The organism is Pseudoalteromonas sp. NH0006-46 (genome assembly GCF_057547735.1).
Genome location: NZ_BAAJML010000002.1, coordinates 333,653 through 357,985, shown reverse-complemented (window position 1 = coordinate 357,985; position 24,333 = coordinate 333,653). Strand labels below are relative to the sequence as shown.

Here is a 24,333-nt window from a genome sequence, read left to right as displayed (position 1 = left end):
CAAACATACTATTAGCAAGAGTAGTAAATAGAACATGACTTTAAAAAAATTATTAGTATCAACCGTTTTAAGTATCAGTCTGTGCCAAGGTGCATTTGCTGAACCAGTAGAAATAGACAAAGTTGTTGGCGTTGTAAACCAAGGTGTTATTTTACAAAGCGAAGTAAACTCCATTGTTGATCGTGTAAAAAAACAAGCAAAAGAACAAGGTCAGCAATTACCTAAAGACGAAACTTTACGTGTGCAAGCCATGGAACGTTTAGTTAGCCAAGCACTAATGATGCAAATGGCAGAGCGCATGGGGTTACAAATTTCTGATAGCCAATTAGATCAAACGCTCGCTAACATAGCAAAAGAGCAAGGCGGCACAATTAGCGATTTACGACGCACAGTTGAAGCATCAGGCGATAGCTTTCAAGCATACCGTGAAGAAATACGTAAAGAGATCACAACACAACAGGTTACTCGCGCAAATGTTGATCGACGTATTTATATCAGTGAGCAAGAAGTCGATAATTTATTAAAAATTATGGCTAGCCAAGGTCAAAGTGCTGAAGAGTATGACATTGGCCACATCCTGATTGATATTCCTAACGAAGCAACAGCAGAGGAAATTTCAGCGGCTAAAACACGTGCTGATAAAGTTATTGAATTACTTAACGATGGCCAAGAATTTAAACGCATTGCAATCTCATCATCAAGCGGCTCAAAAGCACTTGAAGGAGGCCAATTAGGATGGATGGGTATAAACGAAATGCCTTCTCTTTTCGCTGAAGCTGTAAAGAGCAAAAAGAAAGACGCTATTGTAGGACCGCTTCGCTCAGGTGCTGGTTTTCATATTATTAAAGTCCAAGATGTGCGTGGCCTACAAGTGGTAGAAACAACTGAGGTTCGCTCGCGCCATATACTTATTGAACCTTCGATAATTTTAAGCGAAGAAAAAGCACGTAACATGCTTGCTGGTTTTGCTAAAGACTTGCGTGCAGGCAATGCTGATTTTGGCGAACTCGCGAAAGAATATTCAGAAGATCCAGGCTCTGCACTTAAAGGCGGCGAATACGACTGGACTGATCCAACAACCTACGTTCCTGCGTTTAGAGATACATTACTATCGCTCAAGCAAGACGAGATTAGTGAGCCATTTAGAACCCAGTTTGGTTGGCATATAGTACAACTACTCGACAAACGTGTTGCTGATAAAACTGAGTTAGCTAAACGTAACCGCGCACATGGCATGCTATTTAACCGTAAATTTAAAGAAGAAAGCTTCAACTGGCAGCAAGAAATGCGCGAACAAGCCCATGTTGAAATTTTCCCTACAGACGAATAAATATGACCTTAAGAGTAGCAATTACACCAGGGGAACCTGCCGGTATTGGTCCAGATTTGCTTATTACGCTTGCTCAGCAAGCATGGGACGCACAACTTGTTGTGCTTGCTGATGCCAAACTATTAAAAGAACGAGCAAAGCTGTTAGGTTTACCTATCAACCTAATTGAGTTTGATGAAAACGCTCCCGCTAAAGCAACACCTGAAGGCTGTGTGTATATTCATCAAGTCAATTTAGGTGATGATGTAGAGCTAGGCGTACTTAACGATGCTAATGGCCAATACGTGTTAGACACCTTGCGTATCGCAAGCGAAAAAAACATGGATGGCACATTCGATGCTGTAGTTACAGGCCCTGTTCATAAAGGCATTATTAATAAAGCCGGTATTTCGTTCAGTGGCCATACTGAGTATTTTGCACAGCAGTCAAACACTGCAGATGTTGTTATGTTATTAGCCACTGAAGGACTTCGTGTTGCGCTTGTGACAACACATATTCCACTGGCTTATGTTTCTCGCGCAATCACCGAAGACCGCCTGACCAAGGTTGCCACTATTTTAGATCACGACTTACGTACCAAGTTTGGTATTGAAAAGCCGCGTATATTAGTCTGTGGGCTAAACCCACACGCTGGTGAAGATGGTCACTTAGGCCGTGAAGAAATAGATACAATTACCCCTACCCTTGATATTTTAAGAAGCCAGGGTATGAATTTAATTGGTCCACTACCTGCCGATACATTATTTCAAGATAAATACCTTTCTGAAGCCGATGCCGTACTTGCTATGTATCACGATCAGGGTTTACCTGTGCTAAAATACAAAGGATTTGGTAAATCGGTGAATATCACGTTGGGTTTACCTTTTATTCGCACTTCAGTTGACCACGGTACAGCGCTAGATTTAGCTGGTACAGGCACCGCTGATGTTGGAAGTTTTGAATTAGCGATCCGCGAAGCAATCAAGCTCGCCCATGAAAAAGCACAAAATCAATGACCGATAAAGTACATTTAGGACACCGCGCCCGAAAACGTTTTGGACAAAACTTTTTATTCGATGAAATGATCATCGATAAAATAGTTTCAGCAATCGATCCTAAACCAGAAGATAATTTAGTAGAAATAGGCCCAGGCCTAGGTGCAATCACCGAGCCTGTAGCTGAACTTAGCGGACACCTAACGGTTGTAGAGCTAGATAAAGACCTTGCAAAACGCTTAATTGAACACCCTTTTTTAGGGCCAAAATTAACAGTAAATCAAGGCGATGCAATGAAATACGACTTTGCAAGCTTAGTTAAAGATGACAAAAAGTTAAAAGTGTTTGGTAACTTACCTTATAACATCTCTACGCCATTGTTATTTCATCTTTTTGAGTTTGCCGATAACATTGAGCACATGCACTTTATGCTTCAAAAAGAAGTTGTAAAACGCATGGTTGCAGGCCCTGGTAGTAAAACGTTTGGTCGTTTAAGTGTAATGACTCAGTACTACTGTAATGCAATGCCTGTAATTGAAGTGCCACCAGAGTGCTTTAAGCCAGCCCCTAAGGTTGACTCTGCAGTTATTCGCTTAATTCCTAAAAAGCCGGAGCAACGTACAGCCAAAAGCGTAAAAATACTCAACACAGTCTGTTTAGAAGCGTTTAATCAACGTCGTAAAACATTACGAAACAGTCTTGGCAACTTACTAACAGCCGATGAAATGGCAAGCATAGGTATTGATGCTACATTACGTGCTGAAAGCTTGTCTCTACAACAATTTATCGATATAGCTAACTGGATTTATGACAAAGAGCAGTAATATTGGGTCACCTGTAAAGGTGTCTGTAGAAACATTTTATGTTGAAGGTCAATCGCAACCTGAAATCGAAAAGTACGTATTTGCTTACTCTGTAACAATAAAAAATCATAGCTTATGCAGTGCTAAGCTATTGCACCGTTATTGGTTAATTACAGACGCAAACGGTAAAGAAGTTGAAGTCGAAGGCGAAGGCGTTGTTGGCGAAACCCCAACAATTGGCCCAGGTGAAAGTTACAAATACACCAGTGGTGCTATCCTAGACACTCCAGTAGGTACAATGCAAGGCCACTACACGCTACGCAACGAGTTTGGTGCAGAGTTTGAAGCACCTATCAATGTGTTTCGTTTAGCTTGCCCTAATATTTTGCATTAGCAAAAACGCTATATGGCCGATTATGCAATAGGTGATTTACAAGGGTGCTTTAAAGAATTTAGCACCTTATTACAACGGGTTGATTTTAACCCAAGTAAAGATCACCTATATTTAGTTGGTGACATTGTTGCCCGTGGGCCAGACTCACTTGCTTGCCTTGATTTCATCTATCAACATCAAGATAGCATGACCATCACACTGGGTAATCATGACTTACACATGATTGCTTGCTACTTTTTAAATAAGCCGACTAATCCAAAAGATAAATTAGCTCCTATATTTAAAAGCAACTTACTTAAACGTTATATCTCTTTTTTACAAACCCAACCACTCGCTTTATATTTAGAAACACATAATTGCTTTATTTCACACGCAGGACTTAATCCTGATTGGTCAATTGAAGAGGCATTGAAACACGCACAGTTTGCTCAAAGTTGTTATCAATCAGGGAATGCAAAAAACTTTTTTGAGCATATGTACTCTCCTCATCCTAAAGCGTGGTCAACAACACTTAATGACTATGAAAAATTTAGATACATAGTCAATTACTTTACCCGAATGCGTTTTTTAACCCGCAATAATATGCTTGACCTTAATGCAAAAGGCGCAATAGCAGATAGTAATTCGTTAACACCTTGGTTTATGCACCCTAACATTGCCATACTTAAGAATGATATTGTTTTTGGTCACTGGGCATCTCTTGAGGGTAAAACAGGGGTTAACCATGTTCATGCCTTAGACACTGGCTGTGTGTGGGGTAACGGGATGACGTTAATGGAACTTAAAACAAAAAATCTATTTATAGAAAAGTGACTCTTTTTACCTAAATAACCTGAAAAATTCCAATACATCTGTTAGATTTATAAACTAATAGTTAAAATTAATTAAAGTAATTGATTTTAATTACTTAACTTATCCGAATAAAAGCCGATAAGTTTTAATTAAAGTATCTTTGAGTGGAAATCCATATGAATCTAACAGTGAGCCAACGTATTTGGGGTGGTTTTATATTTATCACGCTATTACTTTTAATTATTGGCGGCAATTCGTTAATTAAAATAGCTAATATAGACCGTTCTACTCAGCAGGTGAACCAGCTATCATTACCGGCATTAAACAAAAGTTCAGAGCTACAAGCTGAATTCATATTAATGAGTAAGGCAGCACAGGCAAGCTTTTATACTTCATCTGCAAGTGAGCTCGAACCCATTAAAAAAAGAGTTTTAGAACAAAAGAAATCGTTTAACGAACTCCATGCACAGCTTCAGAGCGTTGTTAAAAACGATCCCGAACTAAGCAAAAGCAGTCAAAGTGTTGAGCAAACCTATGAAAACTTTTTAAGTATTGTTGAAAACTTACTAGAAGATAAAAATAAACAACTAGCATTAAATAAAACACTCTCTGCACAAATTGAAGCCATTGAGCTTAGCGCAGAAGATGCTAACTCAGTCGTTTTAGACATAATAGATATAGAGGGGTTTGAACAAGACCACCCTCGTGCTTTTCAAGCTGCAAATAATTTAGAAAATAACTTTATGTCGGTGGTTACCAACAGTACCGATATGTTAACAGTAAAAACGTTAACCACATTAGATATCGTTAAAAGCGAGCAAACCTATTACCTTGAAGAAGTAACACGCACTGTTGCGCTAATTAAACCGGCTATTGAGCAAAGCCATAGCGACTTGTTTAATGACCTCAAAGAGCATGTTGAAGCACTTGAGAGTAACGTAAAAGGTAATAACAGTTTAGCCGCGAATAAAAAACGTTTAATTGATTCAATTGCGCTCACTGAAAAAGAGCTAGCCGATTCAGAAGCCGCAACAAAAATAGCACTTAATCAAATTGATGAGTTAGTTTCGCAAGCAAGTAATGTTGCTTTTGAGCTGCAGAAAGGCGTTCGTAATGACGTAGACTCAGCAAATTTATGGACGTGGGTTGGCATGGTTATCGCAACTTTACTTGCCATCGCCATTGCATATATAACCGTAAGCCGTATTACAAAACCACTTGCCGAAGTAAACAGAATTTTAGATATTGTAGCCAGTGGTGATATGACTCAACGCTTAGATGACAGCGCTAAAGACGAATTTGGCGAGCTATCAAAAAGCTGTAATACCTTAATAGACAGCTTACGCAGCTTAATTAAAGGTATTATTTCTCGTTCTACTCAATTAGCAGCTGCATCAGAAGAAACCTCAGCCATTACTGCTGAATCAAGCCAAGCTATTAGCAATCAGCAGGCACAAGTGCAGCAAGCAGCAACAGCAACGACTGAAATGAGCAGCACATCGCAAACAGTAAGTAATAGTGCACAGCAAGCATTAAGCGAAATTAAAAACGCAGATAAAGAAGCTGAACGTGTTAAAGGTATTTCAAACAATAACAAAGCAACTATCGAGCAACTTGCGCGCGAAGTCGATGACGCTTCACAAGTTATTAATAAGCTTCATCAAGATAGCGCATCGATTGGCAGCATACTTGATGTTATTCGTGGTATTGCAGATCAAACTAACTTACTCGCGCTTAACGCCGCAATCGAAGCCGCCCGTGCAGGTGAATACGGCCGAGGCTTTGCCGTTGTAGCAGACGAAGTACGCTCACTGGCAAGTAAAACGCAAGAATCGACCCAAGAGATCCAATCAATGATTGAATCGCTACAAACTGGCGCAGAAGCGGCTGTAACAGCAATGACTAAAGGTAAGCAACGTGCGGTATCGTGTGTGGAGCAAACTGACTTAGCAAGTACCGCGCTTGATTCAATTACCTTTGCGGTATCGCAAGCCCATGACGTGAGTGAAGAAATATCAACAGCAGCACTTGAGCAACAACAAGTGGCTGAAGAAATTAGCGAACGTTTAGAGTCTATTGTTGCTATTGCAGAACAAACAGCTGAAGGCGCAAGTCAAACTAACATCTCAAGTTCTGAAGTTGCAAAACTAGCCGAAGAGCTGCGTTTATCGGTAGACGAATTTAAAGTATAAAACGCTTTGAATATATTAAAAACCCCGTTAGCACACTGTGTTAACGGGGTTTTCTTTGTAGCATTAAAAAAGTAAAGGTAGTTACTTTTGGCAATGTGAACAAAAAACGGTACTACGCTGCCCCAGCCTTATTTCTTCTAACTCATTATCACACGTTAAACAGGGCTTTCCTTTTCGCCCATACACTAATAACTCTTGTGCAAAATAGCCTGGCTTACCATCACTTTGTGCAAAATCTTTAAGGGTTGTACCACCTTGGGTAATAGCGGCCGCTAACGTGTCTTTTATTATCGGAATAAGTGCTTGATAGCGTTTAAGAGAAACCTTCCCAGCTTCGCGTTTTGGATGTATCCCTGCTTTAAACAATGACTCATTAGCGTAAATATTTCCTACACCAACAACCACAGCGTTATCCATAATAAACTGTTTAACCGGTACTTTTTTATTGCGCGACTGTTCGTACACCCGCTTTGCAAAAAAATCATCCGTAAGTGGCTCTGGCCCAAGCTTTGAAAGCAACTTATGTACTTGATCTGGCTCTTGCCACAAGCAGCAGCCAAAGCGGCGTGGATCGTTTAAGCGCAGTGCCTTATTATTACCAAATACAAATTCTACATGGTCGTGCTTTTTTAAAGGCTCGCTTTTATCTACAACCCGTAAGTTGCCCGACATACCTAAATGTAAAATAGTGCTACCAAGCTCACAATGCAGTAATAAATATTTTGCACGGCGCTCAATACTAGTAACCGTTAACCCTTCTAGCTGGTAAACATCATCAGGTACAGGCCAGCGCATACTGGCATTATAAATATTAACCTTAGTGACAACTTGGTTTTTTATATGGGGAGTGATCCCCATACGGCTCACTTCTACCTCTGGTAATTCAGGCATTAATTAGGCTCACTTAGTGAAAAATCATAACTAGGAAACAGCTGCTTTGCCGCATTTATATCAAGTGCAAATACACGCTGAGTACTTTTTTCTAGCAAGTAATACTGCTTATTTCCTTTGTAAAGTAAATATACCCAAGGCAAACTTTCTCCAGCTAGTTCAAATGTGGCAACAAACAAAGGCGCATTGGGGTTAAACACCACCGATTCATTAACCACCAAAAGCTGAATACCTTGCCAAAGGTTAACAAGCTCTTGTAATTGAAGTTCAGATGCAGACCAAAAAACAGGTGCGTCTTTCTTTATCGCAGTTGTACGCCAACTAGTACCAATACGCTCAATTTTTTGATCAACAAAACTGAGTGTTAAAACAAAGCTTTGTGCAGGTAATACAGCTTGCAATGTAGGCTCTTTTTCAGCACTTAAAAACTGCTTATGCCAGCCATTTAAAAAGAAAATCATAATCAACATCGAGAAGATTATAACGTTGTTCCACCCTTTACGGCCCAGTCGCATAGTTATACACCTAGTAAATTCAATATTTTAAAGTGTAACTAAAACTTAATTGCACTGTCTATATGTTAAAGAGCACAGACTTTGTTAGAATATCGACAAATTTAAAGGAGTTCCGTCAATGTCTATGTATGTAGTGGGCCATAAAATCCCAGATTCAGATTCTATTTGTGGTGCAATTGCACTGGCTTATTTAAAAAACCAAATTGATGAGCCGGCAATACCAACTCGTCTTGGTGATGTTTCACCAGAAACTCAATTTATCCTTGATAAATTTGGCTTCGAAGCCCCGGAGCTTAAACTAAGCTACGCTGGCGAAGATGTGTATATTGTGGATCACACAGAAAAAACACAAGCCCCTGATGATATCGACCAAGCCCGTGTTGTTGGCGTGGTAGATCACCATAAATTAGGTGACTTAACATCATCTACTCCGCTTGAATGTTGGATTCGCCCTGTAGGTTGTTCAAACACCATTATTAAAATGATGTACGATTTTTACAGCGTAGAAATCCCTAAAGACATCGCTGGTATTATGATGTGTGCAATTTTAAGCGACACCGTAATATTTAAATCACCTACCTGTACCACTGCCGATATTAAATGTGTTGAAGCACTTGCTGAAATTGCGGGTATTGAAGACTTTAAAGAACTAGGCATGGATATGTTCCGCGTTAAGTCTGCAGTAGAAGATACACCTGCACGTGACTTAGTTATGCGTGACTTTAAAGATTTCAACATGAACGGTAACCTAGTAGGTATTGGCCAACTAGAAGTAATCGACCTTGCTGTATTTGACGATATTAAAGCTGACCTTGAAGCTGATATTGCTAAGTTAAAAGCAGAAGGCAACCGCCACTCTGTATTTTTACTGCTTACCGATATCATGAAAGAAGGTTCACAAATGCTGATTGTATCTGACGATGCAAACCTAGTTGAGCAGGCTTACGGCGTAAAACCAGAAAATGATAAAGTATGGTTAGACGGTGTATTAAGCCGTAAAAAGCAAGTAGTACCACCACTACAAGATGCGTTTGCTAAAGCCTAATAGCTTTAATAAATAACACTAAAAAGCCGATATTGCATATGCAGTATCGGCTTTTTTATTTTTAAACTTAAAGCACAAACTACAATCCCGCAGTAAGCCTTAATCAAGTCGAGGAAAAATATAACTCAAATAATATTTAAAACGCCTAATTTAGGACAATTATTTTTACTAAATTTTTGCCTTGCTATCAATGAGATTTAATTACCAAAATCGAACACTAGATTGAACAAACAAGTTTTAGATTTTACTTTTTAGTTCATCATAAACTTTTGCATGGCTTTTTGAGAGTTCGACATTATCTATATCTATTTTATTTAACCACAAAGTTGCTTGCGTTTTATTACCCAGCTCCCAATATGATTGCGCTAAACGTAAACTGTAGGTTGCGTGGTAAATGCTATCCGGTTCGATGTAATTGAACGCAGTTTTGAAATATTTTACAGCGTTATTAAAGTCATTATGTTTAAAATAAGAAAACGCTAAATTACCTAATGCTATTGCCGTTTTTGCATCATGCTCTGTATTTTTTATAGCGTTATAGGCTTTTAAGTTACTTTCTATCGCTTGAGGGTACTGTTGCCAGTTATAAAAAATATGCCCTTTATTAATGTGTAACTCAAAGTGAAAAATAACATCATTACTTTTTGCATAGCGCTGCTCAGCATCGAGCAATACACGAAGAGCCTTTTTTTTATCACCAAATATGTGCTGTAAATTAGCCAGCTCTACAAGCCTTAAAGGATCACCAAATACATTATAAATTTCATCAAGTTGAGCAAATGCTTTTGCCGCATAGGCTTTTGCTTGTTGTTTATTACCTAAGTAATTAAGTGATTTAGCATAATAAAAATAAACTTGTATTTTAAATGCACCAGGTAATTCTTCTTGGTCAACAAAGGGGCTTAATGCGCTATGAAGGTTATCGAATTCTTGATAATCAAAATAATAGTCAAATTCGTATGTTTTCAATTTATACCAATTAGAGGAGTTCTTTTGCGCATTTAAAAGGCGAGATTTAATGTAGGTTAAGCAGTCTTGGTCTGATTGCATACAAAACACTTCATGATCACTTAAATTTTCAGAGGCCTTTACACCCTGGCTTATATAAAAAAGCAAAAAAACAATTAAAACATGCTTTAACATCAGAACACTCATATTAACCACATAAGTAGTAAGTGTAATATGAGTGCGCTGTATTTAACAATGAATAAAATAACTACGCGTATTGCCCCGCTGCAAAGCCACAACTCCAAGCGTACTGAAAGTTATACCCACCAAGCCAACCAGTTACATCGGTAACTTCCCCTATAAAATACAAGCCTTTTGATTTTTTGGCTTCAAACGTTTTAGAGCTTAGTTCATCTGTATTTATACCACCAAGGGTGACTTCAGCCGAATTCCATAGCTCATATAAATTCGTCAAAAATTCTTGTTCTCATAATACGGTGATACAATAACTCAAAACATATTTTTAGGTTAATTTAAGTTTGAAATTTGATGTTATTGTAATCGGTGCTGGTGCAGCTGGATTATTTTGTGCTTCTAGCGCAGCAGAAAGGGGAAGAAAGACTTTAATCCTTGACCATGCTAAAAAACCAGGGAAGAAAATTCTGATCTCTGGTGGAGGTAGATGTAATTTCACTAATTACTATGTCGAACCTGAAAAGTATTTATCTAACAACCCTCACTTTTGTAAGTCTGCTTTGAGTCAATACACTCAATGGGATTTCATTGCTTTAGTAGAAAAGTATGGAATCAAGTATCATGAGAAAACGTTGGGCCAACTTTTTTGCGACGACTCAGCAAAAGACATTGTTTCAATGCTAATGTCTGAATGTGAAAATAATTCGGTTCAGTTTAGCTTTCAAACAGAAATTCTTGATGTCAAAAACCAAAAGGAAGATGGTTTTTTGATTAAAACAAACAACGGTGATTATCAGTGTGAAAGTTTAGTTATCGCAACCGGAGGTCTGTCCATGCCGAAATTAGGTGCAACACCTTTCGCATACAAAGTCGCGGAGCAATTTGAATTAAACGTGTTACCTACGAAAGCTGGGTTAGTACCATTTACGCTTCAGCCTGAACTTAAAGATAAATTAGCTGAGGTTTCTGGAGTTTCAATGCCTGTTTCCATCACGACTAACAACGTATCGTTTTCTGAAGACATGCTAATTACTCACAGAGGCATTTCAGGCCCCGCTGTTTTACAGATATCTTCATATTGGGATGCAGGTGATGAGATATCTATCGATCTTTTCCCTAGGGGCGCATTTGAAGATACTTTAAAAGAGGCTGTTGAAAGCCAGCCAAATTTAACTCTTAAAAACTTCCTTTCTGGTATTTTTGCGAAACGATTTGTAGAAAAGTTCCTTGAGTTTAACTGTTTAGAAAATGTACCAATTAAGCAACTCGATCATCAAAAACAAGCTCATCTAGTGGAAATTATTCATAGCTGGAAAATTAAACCTTCAGGAACGGAAGGTTACAGGACAGCTGAAGTGACGCTGGGTGGTGTAGATACAGACCACTTCAGTTCTAAGACTATGGAATGTAAATCCGTCAAAGGGCTATACATGATCGGTGAAGCTGTTGATGTTACAGGCTGGCTTGGGGGCTATAATTTTCAATGGGCTTGGTCATCAGGTTGGGTAGCAGGTCAGAATGTTTAGAACCGCAGTCTTAAAACGCTAGGTTATTCAACCCGACATATGGCGCGTGTAACTTATAGATTTATAAGTTAACTTATTTATAGTGGTTTATTATCCCCTTTTAAAAACAGAGATAATAAACCACTTTAGGCGCTACTTTTTAGTTATTTTTGGCCCGAAGTAAACAATCTGAATGTCTTTTTGCTCAAGCGGTATCGGCCACTCAAAATAAACTCTCACTTGAGGTGTTTTAATTTTCCCATGAAAACTATATGACTTCCTTTCCCCATCCCTAGTATCAAGAAACTTCAGCTGATGTTCAAAGCCCTTCTTGTCAGTATCTGTTTCATCAGAAAACCATGCTTTTCTTCCTCGAAAAAACTCATTTAATATCTTATCTGTTTCTTCTGTCCCTAAACCACCTTCAGTTCGACTAGCTAAGTATTCTTCTAATACACGACAAAGCTCCAGCATCCTGTCATATACGGTTTTGTTATATGGTAGGGTCGAGATTTGTTCCAATAAGCAGGTCGAAAACATTAAATTTGTATATTTTTCAGAAAGTCTTTCTAATGCTATTTCCCAGTTTGTTGGATCTGGTAAGGATGCTTCACAAGACTCTAATAGCTGTTCAGTATTCCAAAAGTTCTCAATACTATATATACCAAGAATATCCTCAGGTAAGCCATGTTGGACTTGTAAGGGGGAAACATCATAAAGCCCTGAAAAGCTGTAAGAAGCAACGAGCTGCGAAATAATTGACTTTCTCGTGCATTCTCCTAAGCCAAAATCAGTTACATCAATATTGTTATGCTCAAAATAGTCATCTTCATTTTCTGTTCTACGGTCACACCAAAAAGGCCCATTTTTACTTACCCAAGACATAATTTGATTTTTTAAGTCTTTAGGGGCCTCAGTAAGAACCAATTGAGAAAATTTTGTATCATTAAAAACTTCGATATCTCCAATGCTTCTAGGACATAAAAAGTTTTCATGAATTAACCTGTTAGAAAACCTTAATTTAAGAAACTCTTCTATATCCGAGAAAAAATCATTTGAAGATGCATATTTATTTTTTAGAGATAAATCGTTGAGAATCCATTCCATATTTATTACGTCCAACCATTTAATTTAGCGAGATCTTTATCAGTCTGATCAAAAAAACCATCAGGCCAACTATTGAGACTTCCTTTAGGGTCTATTTGAGGAGAAGTTATTAATGGACTCTCTTCTTTATCACTACGCTGTGGTTGGAAAAAATGTATAGCTACATCTGAATTTGTAATCGTCTTATCTGCTACCGCCAATCTAATACCATTCAAAACATGGTCACTATGAGTTTCGCAAACAACCTGAACTCCAGCTGCCGCCATTGCACCTAAAAAGTAGCCCATTTTTGATTGACCTAAGGGATGAAGGTGGGCTTCAGGGCTATCGACTATTAATATTTGTCCTTCTTGAGCTAGTAGCCCAGCCACCAAAATAGGGAAAGCATAAGTTAATCCGTAACCTATGTTTACAGGGCGTTTAAACTGTTGCTGTTTACTTGTTCTTAATTCAAGCTTGACTAAGGGCAATCGCTCTAACTCTTCTACCGACGCTTCGGTTCCAGGGAAAAGTTTGTTTGCCCAAGCATTAAACTGCCTTCTTAGCGTGTTTGCTGGTTCATCCTTGTCTAACTTATTAGAGGGTATTTCTTCATCTATATACTTAGCAAACCACCAAGGTGCATATTGACCACAGTCACCTACATCGGCATTAATTGGAAAGGGAGTATCAGGTATGGGGAAAACATCTAATGTTCCATTTCGAGTAGCACTAATATATATAACGTCTTTCAAAACGCGCTCTATTTGAGAAAAGCTACCTTCTGTTTTAGCACTGAATGGTAATGAATTTGCTTCTCTATTACTCGCATCTAGAGTTAAGGTTAATTTATTTTCACTAGTTGTATATGAAATTATGATTTCTTTTTCAGAGCCAAAATGACACCTTACATCCCCAACCGTTCCTAATTTTACACAGTCACCATTTAAAGGCGCTGCCAACTCCCCAGTAGAGTTTTTCTGTAGTTGTCGGCCTAAAAGTAACGTTTGTATAGCACTGGATTTACCTGCGGCATTAAACCCAGTAAAAAGAGTTAACGGTGCCATTGGAATGTTTTGCTTTTTAAAACATTTAAAATTTTCTATGTATATATTATTAAGCATAAAAGTCCCTTTTTGCCTTAGTTAAGTGCTTTTGCTTGCTGAATTAATTTTGAAATCAGTTGCTTATGTTGCATATCACTTAATTCATACTGCTCCAAATCAACTACAAGATCGAAATAAATATCACTTTGAATATCTTCTTTAACATCCCAATCTGTAAGTTGCTTCACTTCTTCTATTTTGGCATGAAAAGCCTTTGATATAATTAAACATTCCTCTTTTGGAATGGGCATCACAGCAGAATAAAAATGTTCTTCAACAATATCTGAATATATGATCTCATTAACACTTACACTTCCATCTGTACTGAGTATTTTATGCGCCAAACGGTGGCGAGCTTTGGCTTCAATAGTATTGTTTGTCGAGTAGGAAATAGCAGACATAAACTTACTATATTCCATTAATTTACATATTCTTTCTTTAATTAAGCTCGAAGTTAATCCACTCAAGAAATGATGATTTAAAGCAAGCTGAGAAGCTAATGCGTCAAATAATGAGATGTTAAGGACAGAACGTGAGTCATCACCATTATCCTTCGATAGAGATTTTCTAAATGAATGCTTGCCAAATAGGTCATAACTCAACTTCATAGCACTAGAGAAATCTTCAGCCATTTTCTTCAATGATTCATCGTCCATATTATTCATTTTACTTAATGCTTCAGCTAGAAACTCTTCCATATCGCCTTTGTAGGACTCAAACCCAAGAATGTAAAAAGCGCAAAATCTATTAATGACCTCTCTGTCTCTCATTGATTTCGTTCTTAATGAACGACCTGTAGCTTTTAAAAACTCCTCCATTAGAGAAGCTTCCTTAAGCCATTTTGTTGACTTCCCTGTATAAAGGCAATTCCGCATTTGTTGTCTAGTTAATGGCTCACCACTATTAACTCTTTCAAATATGTCTAATCTAGCCCTTTCAGGCGCTTTTGGATCTAATATGTATAGCGTAAGTTGCGTATCTTCTATTCTTTCTTGGAGGTGGATAGGCAACTCATTAAATTTTTTTCCGGTTATCAGCGATTCAGGGTCGGAGCTGCCAACGTCCTTAAGGGCAAATTTATTGTTCAAATAGCGTTGAAACGTTGTCAGCCTTTGCAATCCATCAACAACTATTATTTTGCCATCGGTGTCTTCAGCAACATATAAAACAGGCAATGGAATTCGCATAAGACTTGATTCAATAAGTCGCGATTGTTTTGTTGGGTTCCAAACAAAGTCTCGCTGGAAGTCAGGATCTAATTTGTATCTTCCTTTGTCGATTCGGCTGACAATATCACCCACCGTTCTAGGTTCTTTCCGCACAAAAACAGTGTCTAACGGATAATCTCCCCAAGATTCAGAGGGTGTTTCATCTAAACCTTCTATTTCATCTTTTAATTCTTCGTTATTATTGTGAGTTTCCATTTTTCACCCGTTATTTGTCATGCTGCATTATGCTTTTTAAAGTTCTCTGCCTGTTCAAAAATCTCTTTATACACTTCATCTCGATCGATGGGTGGATAACCCCATTCATCGAGCAGCAATATCAAATCGAAGTGCAATTCTGCTTTGATATCGTCACGCTTATTCCAATCAGTATACTTGGCTTTATCGTCGATCACTTTCTTTACTTCTTTCGATAGGTCAAGCAGCTTTTCTTCTGGATAAGTGAAGTCGTACTTTTGCGCCAAAGTGATCAATATGTCGTAAAATGCTTTTTCTTCGAAATCGATCCCCATTTCTCCAAATGAAGCCATTTCTTCTCTTAGCTCATTGTATAAGTTAATAATTTCGTCTGAAAAGTCTCCGATCACTTCTGAACGCAGCACATCTTTTTCATCACGTTTGTTGTATTTTTCAACCAACATGTTCATTTTTTTAGAAAAGTCTACGCCTTTCACTTTATTGGTCTTTTTGAACTCGCCAATTGCTTTGGCTAGCATTTGCTGTAGCAATTGAAGTTTTGTATTTGGTTGCTTGATGACCTCTAGTTTTGCTAGGTAATCATCATCAAAAATATCGATTTCACCGTCAGTGTTATCACCAAGTTTAAAGATTTCTTCAACGCCATCGCTGATCAGTGCATCTTTTACTAAATCACGAACTTTCCTATTCATTTGCTCAATGTCTGGCGCACCGCCAGTGGTAATTTTGAATATTATGGTGCGAACCGCTAAGTAGTAATGAATTTTGTCTTTGTGGGCTTGTGTAAGCTCGCTACTTCCCACACAAATATCATATGCAGACTTCAAGCGCTTCGCTAAGTCCATGAAGGTTTTTTCAAATTTTGGGGTTCGCAGTGCATAATCCGCAGAAGCATTTAAGCAATGTAATTGCTCAAGTGGAGTCCCGATAAAGTACGGTTTTGAATCGAATTTATGAAACAAAGCATCCAGTAAGCTCAAGTGATCTTTCACCACAACTACAGATTGCTTGATATCTTCCATGTCTTGCTTTTGTCCGCCTGTGTATTGCGACAGCGCAAGATTCATTTGCTTTTTAATGCCTATGTAATCAACGACCAAACCGTTTTCTTTGCCCTCAAATTTGCGGTTCACCCTTGAAATTGTTTGGATCAGATTGTGCTTTTGCAAAGGCTTATCAATGTAGATGGTGTCTAGGAACGGCACATCAAAGCCTGTTAACCACATATCAACCACAATAGCGATTTTGAAGTTTGATTTACCATTTTTAAACTGACGGTCTAACTCTTTACGATGCTCTTTATTACCCAATTTTTTCCAAAGCGTTTTATCATCATCTTTGTTGCGAGTCATAATCATCTTGACTCGCTCCATCGGCTTAACTTTCTTCTTATCACTTTCTGATAGAGTTGCACCGTCTTCACAGACTTTTACTTCATCCCACTCAGGGCGAAGCTCAAGCAGTTCTTTGTAGAACTGATAGGCGATTTCACGACTGCTACAAACAAACATTGCTTTGCCTTTTTGAGTAGTGCCTTCTTCAACACGATTCTCATAATGCTCAACAAAGTCTTTCGCTATGGCTTTAATACGATCTGGGTCGCCTAGTATGGTAGACATACTCGCCATCGCCGTTTTGCTTTTATCTATTTGATATTCGTTTGTTCCAGCGTCTTCACACTCTTTATAGTATTTTTCGACTTCATCAAGCTGGCGACCATCAAGTAGCACTTTTGCTGCTCGGCCTTCATACACAATACGAACAGTAATTTCATCGTAAACCGATTCTGTCATTGTGTAGCTATCGACAACCGCACCAAATACATCCAGCGTTGCGTCAATGGGGGTGCCAGTAAAGCCGACATAAGTAGCGTTTGGTAAAGAATCGTGAAGATACTTAGCAAAGCCGTAAGTTTTTTTCACTCCGTCTTCAGTAACGGTAATTTTCTGTTCTAAATTGGTTTGGCTGCGGTGCGCTTCATCCGAGATACAAATGACATTGGTTCGCTCCGTAAGCAGCTCCAAATCTTCCGTAAATTTATGGATGGTAGTCAGGAATACACCACCACTTTTACGCCCCTTCAGGTGTTCACGAAGTTCAGCACGGCTCTCTACACTAATGATGTTTTGATCACCCACGTAACCTTTTGCATTAGTGAATTGACCAGAAAGCTGATCATCCAGATCGGTACGGTCAGTAATGAGAATAATGGTTGGGCTACCTAATTCGACATCTTTCATCAGTAGACGAGATAAGAACAACATTGTGTAGCTCTTACCACAACCAGTCGCACCGAAATACGTACCACCTTTACCGTCACCACTCAACAACTTGCCGTGCTCATCAAAGCACTTCATATGCTGTTTGATATTGGCAAAAAGCTTTGTTGCTGCGTAATACTGAGGATAACGACAAACAATCTTTTCTTGTTTGCTTGAGGTATCAGGCAAGTAGATAAAGTGACGTATCACATCAGTGAGTCGTTTCTTATTAAACAAGCCGCTGATCATCGTAAACAGTGAATCAATACCGTCTTTGTCTAGCTTCTCTTCACCCGTAATTTTACGCCAAGAATAAAAGAACTCGTATGGGGCGAAGTACGACCCCATTTTGCTGTTCACACCATCACTAATCACACATAGAGCGTTGTATTTGAATAGTTCAGGGATATCTCGATCATAACGAGTGGTTAGCTGCTTATACGCATCATAGATAGTCGCTTCTTCACGAATGGCACTCTTAAATTCAAACACCACAAGAGGTAAGCCATTGATGTAAAGAATCCCATCAGGGATACGCAGCTCATAGCCTTGTATCTCCATTTGGTTAACAATGCGATAGATATTACCGTCTTGTATTGGTAAGTAACTTAGACTCGATTCAGCAACTTTTAGCTGGTCACTAGCCTCTGATTCAAGAGCAGCAACAACACTATCAAAGTTAATAAGCTGAATGTATAAATCTTTCTGGCTTGCATCTTCACGCTTGAGGAGAAAACCATCAGAGACTAACTTCATTATGGCTTTGTTGGTATCGTAAAGATCAGATGCTGGAAGATACTCAAGCTTATGGATAATTTGCTCTATCTCATAGGCTGTAATATCCTCCGCTTGATAACGTTTGGCTAGAAATTCACGAAGATCGGACTTAATCAGCACATCTTCAGGTGCTCGCTCAATCACCTCACCACGTGTATGTGGATAGCCTTCTTTCCCTAGCAGTTCAATAATGGCTTGTTCTAGCCTTTCTTCTGTGAATTTCATTGGTTAAGCCTTTGACATTCTTTGTAATAAGACCAATTTCAAGTTACTCAATGTTTTACTTTGCTCTTTAATGTTTCTCATATTGCGAATCAAAGTAGACGTTGTTTTTTGGTATTTTTTTAAAGTATTAGGTAATGGAGATAAGATAATCCGTCCTTTCATCTCTGGTGCAGTTAACTGTCCCTGTGCTGAGGCTGCGCTATCAAACTGAAACTGATTTATAGACTCAAATAAGTAATTCAATAGTTCTTGTTTCTTCGGAGTGACAACTATTAATCGAACAATCGGTACGAATGGTTCCAACCTTAGAACCGTATATCCGATGATCGCTCCCCTAGCTGATACAGTGATGCTATTTTCTTTGACTTTGGCTTTGTTCGTATACCCGTACAAACCTTCATTTTCTGTACTATTAGCGTAGATAGGTACGTTGCATTCCTCTGTTGCAAAGTCTGAGACTGTACTTGGTCTATCACCACCTGCCTTTATATCCGCCACCTCGCTTAAAGCAATTGGCTCCCATCCAATTGGAGTTTGAATATTAAGCTCTTCACAATACTCCATCTCACCACCAAAGGATTTGTAGGGCTTCCCTTCAAGTTCGGGCTTTCCGATGGATTGCGCATATTCTTTTGAGATCGGGAACTCAAAATCTACAAACCACTGTTTGTAAATAGCTTGAGCGGTATCTTCTAGCTTTTGAGTTAATTGTTCGTTTAGTGCAATACGATCATTCACCACATTGTATTCACGCACAATTTCTCGCTGCTTCTCGATAGATGGGACTGGTAGTTCCATATCGCAGAAATCAGCCCAACTAAAACCACCACGGACACTATTGTCAGTCATAAACCAAGCGTTTCGGTCGAACTCCGAGCGTCTACACCACATCATCAGATATGCAGGTAAAAGCTCTTCTTCATCCTTTACCTGAAAAACCACATATGCTGGCGATACAATGATTGGTTCATCATCTTCAAGCATCGAGATAGGTAACACTTCATCTCGACCAACGTGCATTGGGTTAAATGCAAATTGATTTTTCTTAACAACTCGGTACTTGCTTAGATCTGTACCATTGATATTCGCAACCGAAGGCATAAAGTGTTTATTGATGTTTATCCCTTTAAGCGAAGAGATAGAGTCATCCGTATTTTTTAGTTTGGTTTGGGTGACGTAATCACCAATACGCTTATAGTGTGATCTCATAGCCCAACTCTTCAAATACAGATAAAAGTTCCGATTTCGACTTTTCTTCTTGCTTCAATAGTGCTGTAAAGTCATCTCGCATTTGACTCATTTTCTGGTCAAAATCGACATCTTCATCGTGATTCTTAAACTCGATGTATTTACTTGGCACTAATGAGTAGTCTTTTGCTGCGATCTCTTCTTTAGTCGCAGAGTAACAATACTCAGCAATATCTTTGTATTCGGTTTCGGCACGTACTTCTTGCCAAGTGTGAAGCGTTTCAGCAATTTCAGAGATTTTCTCTGGAGAGAATTGAACGTACTTTTTCTCAAATGCTTCACCGTGTTTACGTAAGTCCATAAACAGAACTTTGTCTTCACGATTACGGTAATGACGAGTCAGGTCTTCGTGTGGAACCGTTCGCTCTTTCTTGTTCTTATTAATAACCCAAAGTGTCACACTGATATCGGTGGTATAGAACATCTTCATCGGCAAAATGATGATCGCTTCTACTAAACCATTCTCGACAAGTTTCTGGCGAATAGCTTTTTCTGTACCATCGCCTGATAACGCACCGTTAGCTAGAATAAATCCAGCTACTCCGTTCTCAGACAGCTTAGAAACCATATGCAAAATCCAACCATAGTTGGCATTACCTGTTTGCGGTGTTTCGTAGCCATCCCAACGATGGTCATCGACAAGCTCATCAGAAGCTCGCCAGTCTTTTTGGTTAAATGGTGGGTTTGCCATAACAAAATCAGCTTTTAGAGTTTCGTGCTGATCATTGGCAAAGGTATCTTTTGCGGCTGCGCCAAGGTTGGCAGAGATACCACGAATAGCGAGGTTCATTTTCGCTAGTTTGTAGGTTGCGCCTGTGTACTCTTGACCATACACAGAAACGTCTTTCTTATTGCCTTTATGGTTCTCAATGAACTTCATTGACTGAACAAACATACCACCCGAACCACAGCAAGGGTCATAGATTTTACCTTTGTATGGCTCAATCAATTCTGCGATTAGGTTAACGATGCTCTTTGGTGTGTAGAACTCGCCTTTACCCTTACCCTCTGCTATCGCAAATTTAGATAAGAAATATTCGTAGACTCGACCAACCACATCTTCGTGCGGATTGGCTAATGTGTCGATGTTGTTAATCACATCAATCAGCGCAGATAGCTTGCTGACATCCAAACCAAGACGAGAGAAATAGTTATCAGGCAATGCACCCTGTAGTGCTTTGTTAGTTTTTTCGATGGTGCTTAAAGCGGTATCGATCTTTAGAGCAATATCTTCTTGTTTAGCGTTTTGCTGAACAAAGCTCCAACGACTCTCTTCAGGAAGGTAAAAGACATTTTCTTTAGTGTATGCCTGAACTAAATCAACATACTTTTCTTGCCCTGCATCAATCAGATCTTGCTTACGCTTCTCGAACGTATCACTGATGAACTTGAGGAAAATCAGGCTCAATACGATGTGTTTGTATTCTGACGATTCAACACTACCTCGCAGCTTGTTTGCTGCATCCCATAGTGTTTCTTCAAATGATTTTTCTTTCTTCTTTGCTACTGATTTTTTAGCCATTCAACCTTTTCCTAAGATTAAAATAAAAACTATGAATAAGCCTGAACTATCAATAAGCTCACAAATTTGAAAGTTCGTAGAGCCGACTTATTACTAACTTTATTCTTTTTCTATCCATGCATCGCATTACTACACTCAAATTGCTAACTTTTAGCGAATTGAGTTCAGCATATCAAAGATATTTAAAATAAATTGAATCTATCAACGTATTGAATTAATAAATTTTACTTTTCTTAGATACCATTAGAGAGTATGGAAAAATGAAAGATTATACAATAAGTTGAACATTGTGAGGTGTTAGAAATTAGCAATTTTTCCGTTAAGAAATAAACGAAAAGAGAATCACTGGTTATTTCTCTCTATTTAGCTTCGTTTCTACTTCAGATGGTTCAGGAAATATCTCCGATGGTTTACACCCAAGAACATGAATTATCTCATAAACCCTTTCACATGAAACAGGCACTACAGCCCTTTCAATACGACTCAGGTAACTCGCCTCTATGCCAATCTTTTCTGCCAGTTTAGCCTGAGGTATGGAGCGCTTAGTTCTCGCGAGTTTAATATTCATGCCAATCAGCTTTTGAACTGGTTGCATTCAAGATCCCATAACATAAAAGATAAATGTTCTCATATTGCGGCAGGCCAACCCATGACATATAATGAAATAAATTGACATATATGTTCTTTAATGAACTTTTTTATCAAAATTTTGGGTGTAAAAATGGTAATAGAGCCTTTGATTAAACAAGTAATTTGCATGAAGAATATGGATAGATTTTCAGTGACGGAGATTAGAGCAGCTTTTATTGCACTATCTAATGACGAAGAATTAGATAAAAGAAAGCTTCGTCAATTCATTTACGACGAGTTAAATAAACTTGTAAAAAAAGGTCTATTGTCTAAATCAACTTCTGAAAATGGAAAAGAAAGTAGATTTAAAAAGTCTCCAAATTTTCACCCTTCATTACTCATAGTACAAAGTGATAATAGTGGCGTTTTAGATGTGACTAACAAAATAAGAGTGCAGCTTAGTGAACTAAATGCTGACTTACTGGAAACGATGGGGGCGCTAGACACCTTTATTAATATGAGACAGCAATACCCTAACGTTGCTTCCGAATTAACGGAACCAATTAGAAGTGCCAGAGAGCAAAAGCATATTTTGAAAGGAAAAATAGCAGCAAAGGAAGAGATTTTAAAAAAGTTAAAAGAGAAAAAATAAATGAAATTAAGAAGTTGGCAGTCTGATTGTATTAACTCAGCAATTCCAAAATTCACCAGTTCAACAGACCCTAGTGATTTTAAAAAACACTTCCTAGCGCTCGCAACACCTGGAGCTGGCAAAACTATTATGGCGGCAACGTTAGCTCGAAAAATGTATGAACTTGGTTTAATAGACTTAGTATTATGTTTTTCACCGTCGTCAATCGTATCATCAGATTTTAGTGATGAACTCACCGCACAGTTTAAAACTGAATTTAATGGCAAAGTTGGCTCTTTAGGTGATGCATTCACTTACCAAAAACTTGGAACTCTCGATAATGACACTTGGAAATTATTTGATCGTTTTAGGGTATTCGTGATCTTTGATGAAATTCATCACTGTGCTGGCTCCTCAAGTGAGAATGCTAACGCATGGGGCGCACCAATTATCGAAAAGATCCGTGATAAAGCAGCTTTCACCATTTCGCTAACTGGTACTCCTTGGCGATCTGATGCATTACCAATTGCGCTATCTCAGTATTGTGATGGGCAAAAAATTCAATGTGACTATGTTTATGGCTTGAAACAAGCTATCAAAGATGGGGTTTGCCGTATTCCTCAAATCGTTGCTGTAGACAATGACAAAATCGTTATAACTAAAACGAAGGAAAGAAATGTTTATAACAGCTTTACTTCTTTACTGGCCGCAAAAGCAACGTCATATTCAAAGATTGTTACGGATAACGTGGTAACTAAACAGGTTACGAGGCGTGCAATCATTAAGCTAGACGAAATTAGGAAAGTTAATAAGAACGCAGGTGGCTTAGTCATCGCTTCTTCTATTGAACATGCCCAAAAGATAAGAAATATTATGTGGTCTGAATTTGCCAAACGGGGAGAGATAGTTACAACTAATGAAGTGAAACCTTCATTAAAAATTAAACAGTTTAGAAGTAACAGTAAAGAATGGCTAATTAGCGTTGGTATGGTTAGCGAAGGAACAAACATCCCTCGCCTGCAAGTATGCTGTAACTTAACAAATATCACGACTGAAATGTATTTTAGGCAGATATTTGGACGAGTTCTTAGAAAGACAGGATCGCCAAATCAAGAAGCTTTTATGTTTATGCCCGCTGAGCCAAAGCTCATGAGCTATGCTGAACGCATGTGCCAAGACATTCCTGACGGTGTTAGCAAAATTAAGATGGTGAAGATGGATGAGCCTATCGAGACCGAGATTGATGATGAAGCTATTTTTGATGATGTTGAAATGACTAGCTCACAGGTTTCAGCAATCGAAATTGAAAACATACCAATTTTTAGTCTCGATGAAAAAGAATCTACACAAATTAGCGAAGAAGAAAACAAGAGCACTCTCGATTCAACTTGGTCAATGGGTATTGTCGGCAAGTATAGGCAAGACAGTTTAAAAGTAACGGATCTTGAGCCGTTTTTAATTTCTGAAGCGGCTAAAAATAAGTTAGCTGATTTAGATCGATTAGCTGTATAGGTGTATAAGATGATCCATAAACCGCACGGATGGGTAATTTTGAAATTCACTCAAGAAAGAGAAGTCTTTTTCAAAATATTTGCTAGTTGGCGCGGCGGCTTCTTAGATGGAGATTCATGGCGACTTAGCTCTGGTTCCAAAGAACCTCCTAGCCTATCAGACTGCGGGGGATATTGGGTTTGGCCTCAAAAATCAGGTTCTTGTTATCGCCTACCTATTAATCAAGAAGGCAGGTATACAACATACACGGGACAGGTTCTTTCAGAAATCATCCATTGCGTCAAAGGCGACACTCTGATTAAACAAATCAAATTATCAGAGGTGCTAGTAAACGAACTGGACTAATATAGCTACCTTGAATTGAATTAGGCTTGGCTTAATCTGACA

21 protein-coding genes and 1 pseudogene are annotated in these 24,333 nt (G+C 38.5%); 11 read left to right on the top strand and 11 right to left on the bottom strand.

Annotation, left to right across the window (positions count from 1 at the left end; all coding sequences use genetic code 11):
* Positions 1-34 precede the first annotated feature (34 nt).
* The 6 genes from surA to AC27I2_RS06440 all read left to right on the top strand — a co-directional run bounded on the left by surA (position 35) and on the right by AC27I2_RS06440 (position 6,485).
* On the top strand, positions 35-1,330 hold the full coding sequence (gene surA, locus AC27I2_RS06465) for a peptidylprolyl isomerase SurA (protein ID WP_058405766.1): 1,296 nt from the start codon (positions 35-37) through the stop codon (positions 1,328-1,330).
* A 2-nt stretch (positions 1,331-1,332) separates the two neighbouring features.
* Positions 1,333-2,325 carry a 4-hydroxythreonine-4-phosphate dehydrogenase PdxA gene (pdxA, locus tag AC27I2_RS06460; protein ID WP_058405765.1) on the top strand — a complete coding sequence of 331 codons (993 nt, stop codon included), beginning with the start codon at positions 1,333-1,335 and terminating at the stop codon, positions 2,323-2,325.
* Positions 2,322-3,128, top strand: coding sequence for a 16S rRNA (adenine(1518)-N(6)/adenine(1519)-N(6))-dimethyltransferase RsmA (gene rsmA, locus AC27I2_RS06455; protein ID WP_010556602.1), 807 nt, complete (start codon positions 2,322-2,324; stop codon positions 3,126-3,128). The genes pdxA and rsmA overlap by 4 nt, the downstream gene beginning before the upstream one ends.
* Complete coding sequence (apaG, locus tag AC27I2_RS06450) at positions 3,112-3,501, top strand: Co2+/Mg2+ efflux protein ApaG (protein WP_006793227.1); 390 nt, start codon at positions 3,112-3,114, stop codon at positions 3,499-3,501. Before rsmA ends, apaG begins: the two co-directional genes overlap by 17 nt.
* Before the next feature lie 12 nt (positions 3,502-3,513).
* A complete protein-coding gene (locus tag AC27I2_RS06445) occupies positions 3,514-4,314 on the top strand; it encodes a symmetrical bis(5'-nucleosyl)-tetraphosphatase (protein ID WP_487203780.1) in 801 nt (266 codons plus the stop codon).
* Between the two features lie 155 nt (positions 4,315-4,469).
* Entirely contained in the window at positions 4,470-6,485 is a 2,016-nt protein-coding gene (locus AC27I2_RS06440; RefSeq protein ID WP_487203779.1) for a methyl-accepting chemotaxis protein, read from the top strand.
* An 81-nt stretch (positions 6,486-6,566) separates the two neighbouring features.
* Here the strand turns inward: AC27I2_RS06440 and mutM are convergent, their stop codons facing one another.
* On the bottom strand, positions 6,567-7,376 hold the full coding sequence (gene mutM / locus AC27I2_RS06435; RefSeq protein ID WP_058405761.1) for a bifunctional DNA-formamidopyrimidine glycosylase/DNA-(apurinic or apyrimidinic site) lyase: 810 nt from the start codon (positions 7,374-7,376) through the stop codon (positions 6,567-6,569).
* On the bottom strand, positions 7,376-7,891 hold the full coding sequence (locus tag AC27I2_RS06430; RefSeq protein ID WP_058405760.1) for a hypothetical protein: 516 nt from the start codon (positions 7,889-7,891) through the stop codon (positions 7,376-7,378). The genes mutM and AC27I2_RS06430 overlap by 1 nt, the downstream gene beginning before the upstream one ends.
* Before the next feature lie 118 nt (positions 7,892-8,009).
* On the opposite strand from AC27I2_RS06430, the gene AC27I2_RS06425 reads away from it, so the two are divergent.
* Positions 8,010-8,936, top strand: a complete 927-nt coding sequence (locus AC27I2_RS06425) for a manganese-dependent inorganic pyrophosphatase (protein WP_058405759.1) — start codon at positions 8,010-8,012, stop codon at positions 8,934-8,936.
* A 237-nt stretch (positions 8,937-9,173) separates the two neighbouring features.
* Here AC27I2_RS06425 and AC27I2_RS06420 read toward each other — a convergent pair whose 3' ends face one another.
* Entirely contained in the window at positions 9,174-9,986 is an 813-nt protein-coding gene (locus AC27I2_RS06420; RefSeq protein ID WP_235591518.1) for a tetratricopeptide repeat protein, read from the bottom strand.
* A gap of 166 nt (positions 9,987-10,152) precedes the next feature.
* Positions 10,153-10,344 (bottom strand): annotated as a pseudogene (locus tag AC27I2_RS06415) (NAD(P)/FAD-dependent oxidoreductase); the annotation flags it as partial.
* Between the two features lie 79 nt (positions 10,345-10,423).
* Between AC27I2_RS06415 and AC27I2_RS06410 the strand changes: the two are divergent.
* Positions 10,424-11,605, top strand: coding sequence for a BaiN/RdsA family NAD(P)/FAD-dependent oxidoreductase (locus AC27I2_RS06410; RefSeq protein ID WP_487203778.1), 1,182 nt, complete (start codon positions 10,424-10,426; stop codon positions 11,603-11,605).
* 132 nt (positions 11,606-11,737) lie between these two features.
* Here AC27I2_RS06410 and AC27I2_RS06405 read toward each other — a convergent pair whose 3' ends face one another.
* The 7 genes from AC27I2_RS06405 to AC27I2_RS06375 form a co-directional block, all read right to left on the bottom strand.
* A complete protein-coding gene (locus tag AC27I2_RS06405; RefSeq protein ID WP_487203777.1) occupies positions 11,738-12,691 on the bottom strand; it encodes a hypothetical protein in 954 nt (317 codons plus the stop codon).
* A 5-nt stretch (positions 12,692-12,696) separates the two neighbouring features.
* Entirely contained in the window at positions 12,697-13,794 is a 1,098-nt protein-coding gene (locus AC27I2_RS06400) for a DUF3696 domain-containing protein (protein WP_487203776.1), read from the bottom strand.
* 17 nt (positions 13,795-13,811) lie between these two features.
* Positions 13,812-15,200, bottom strand: a complete 1,389-nt coding sequence (locus AC27I2_RS06395) for a GmrSD restriction endonuclease domain-containing protein (protein WP_487203775.1) — start codon at positions 15,198-15,200, stop codon at positions 13,812-13,814.
* Positions 15,201-15,217: 17 nt separating this feature from the next.
* Complete coding sequence (locus tag AC27I2_RS06390; RefSeq protein ID WP_487203774.1) at positions 15,218-18,463, bottom strand: type I restriction endonuclease subunit R; 3,246 nt, start codon at positions 18,461-18,463, stop codon at positions 15,218-15,220.
* Positions 18,464-18,466: 3 nt separating this feature from the next.
* A complete protein-coding gene (locus AC27I2_RS06385) occupies positions 18,467-19,672 on the bottom strand; it encodes a restriction endonuclease subunit S (protein ID WP_487203773.1) in 1,206 nt (401 codons plus the stop codon).
* Complete coding sequence (locus AC27I2_RS06380; RefSeq protein ID WP_487203772.1) at positions 19,656-21,233, bottom strand: type I restriction-modification system subunit M; 1,578 nt, start codon at positions 21,231-21,233, stop codon at positions 19,656-19,658. Before AC27I2_RS06380 ends, AC27I2_RS06385 begins: the two co-directional genes overlap by 17 nt.
* 349 nt (positions 21,234-21,582) lie before the next feature.
* Entirely contained in the window at positions 21,583-21,828 is a 246-nt protein-coding gene (locus AC27I2_RS06375) for a helix-turn-helix domain-containing protein (protein ID WP_487203771.1), read from the bottom strand.
* 93 nt (positions 21,829-21,921) lie between these two features.
* On the opposite strand from AC27I2_RS06375, the gene AC27I2_RS06370 reads away from it, so the two are divergent.
* Genes AC27I2_RS06370 through AC27I2_RS06360 form a run of 3 tightly spaced genes read left to right on the top strand, consistent with a single transcriptional unit; the run spans position 21,922 to position 24,291 of the window.
* On the top strand, positions 21,922-22,455 hold the full coding sequence (locus AC27I2_RS06370; protein WP_487203770.1) for a hypothetical protein: 534 nt from the start codon (positions 21,922-21,924) through the stop codon (positions 22,453-22,455).
* Positions 22,456-23,946: a DEAD/DEAH box helicase gene (locus tag AC27I2_RS06365; RefSeq protein WP_487203769.1), complete on the top strand. Its 1,491-nt coding sequence runs from the start codon at positions 22,456-22,458 to the stop codon at positions 23,944-23,946. It abuts the gene before it with no gap.
* Positions 23,947-23,955: 9 nt separating this feature from the next.
* Positions 23,956-24,291, top strand: a complete 336-nt coding sequence (locus AC27I2_RS06360; protein ID WP_487203768.1) for a hypothetical protein — start codon at positions 23,956-23,958, stop codon at positions 24,289-24,291.
* The last annotated feature ends 42 nt before the right edge of the window (positions 24,292-24,333 follow it).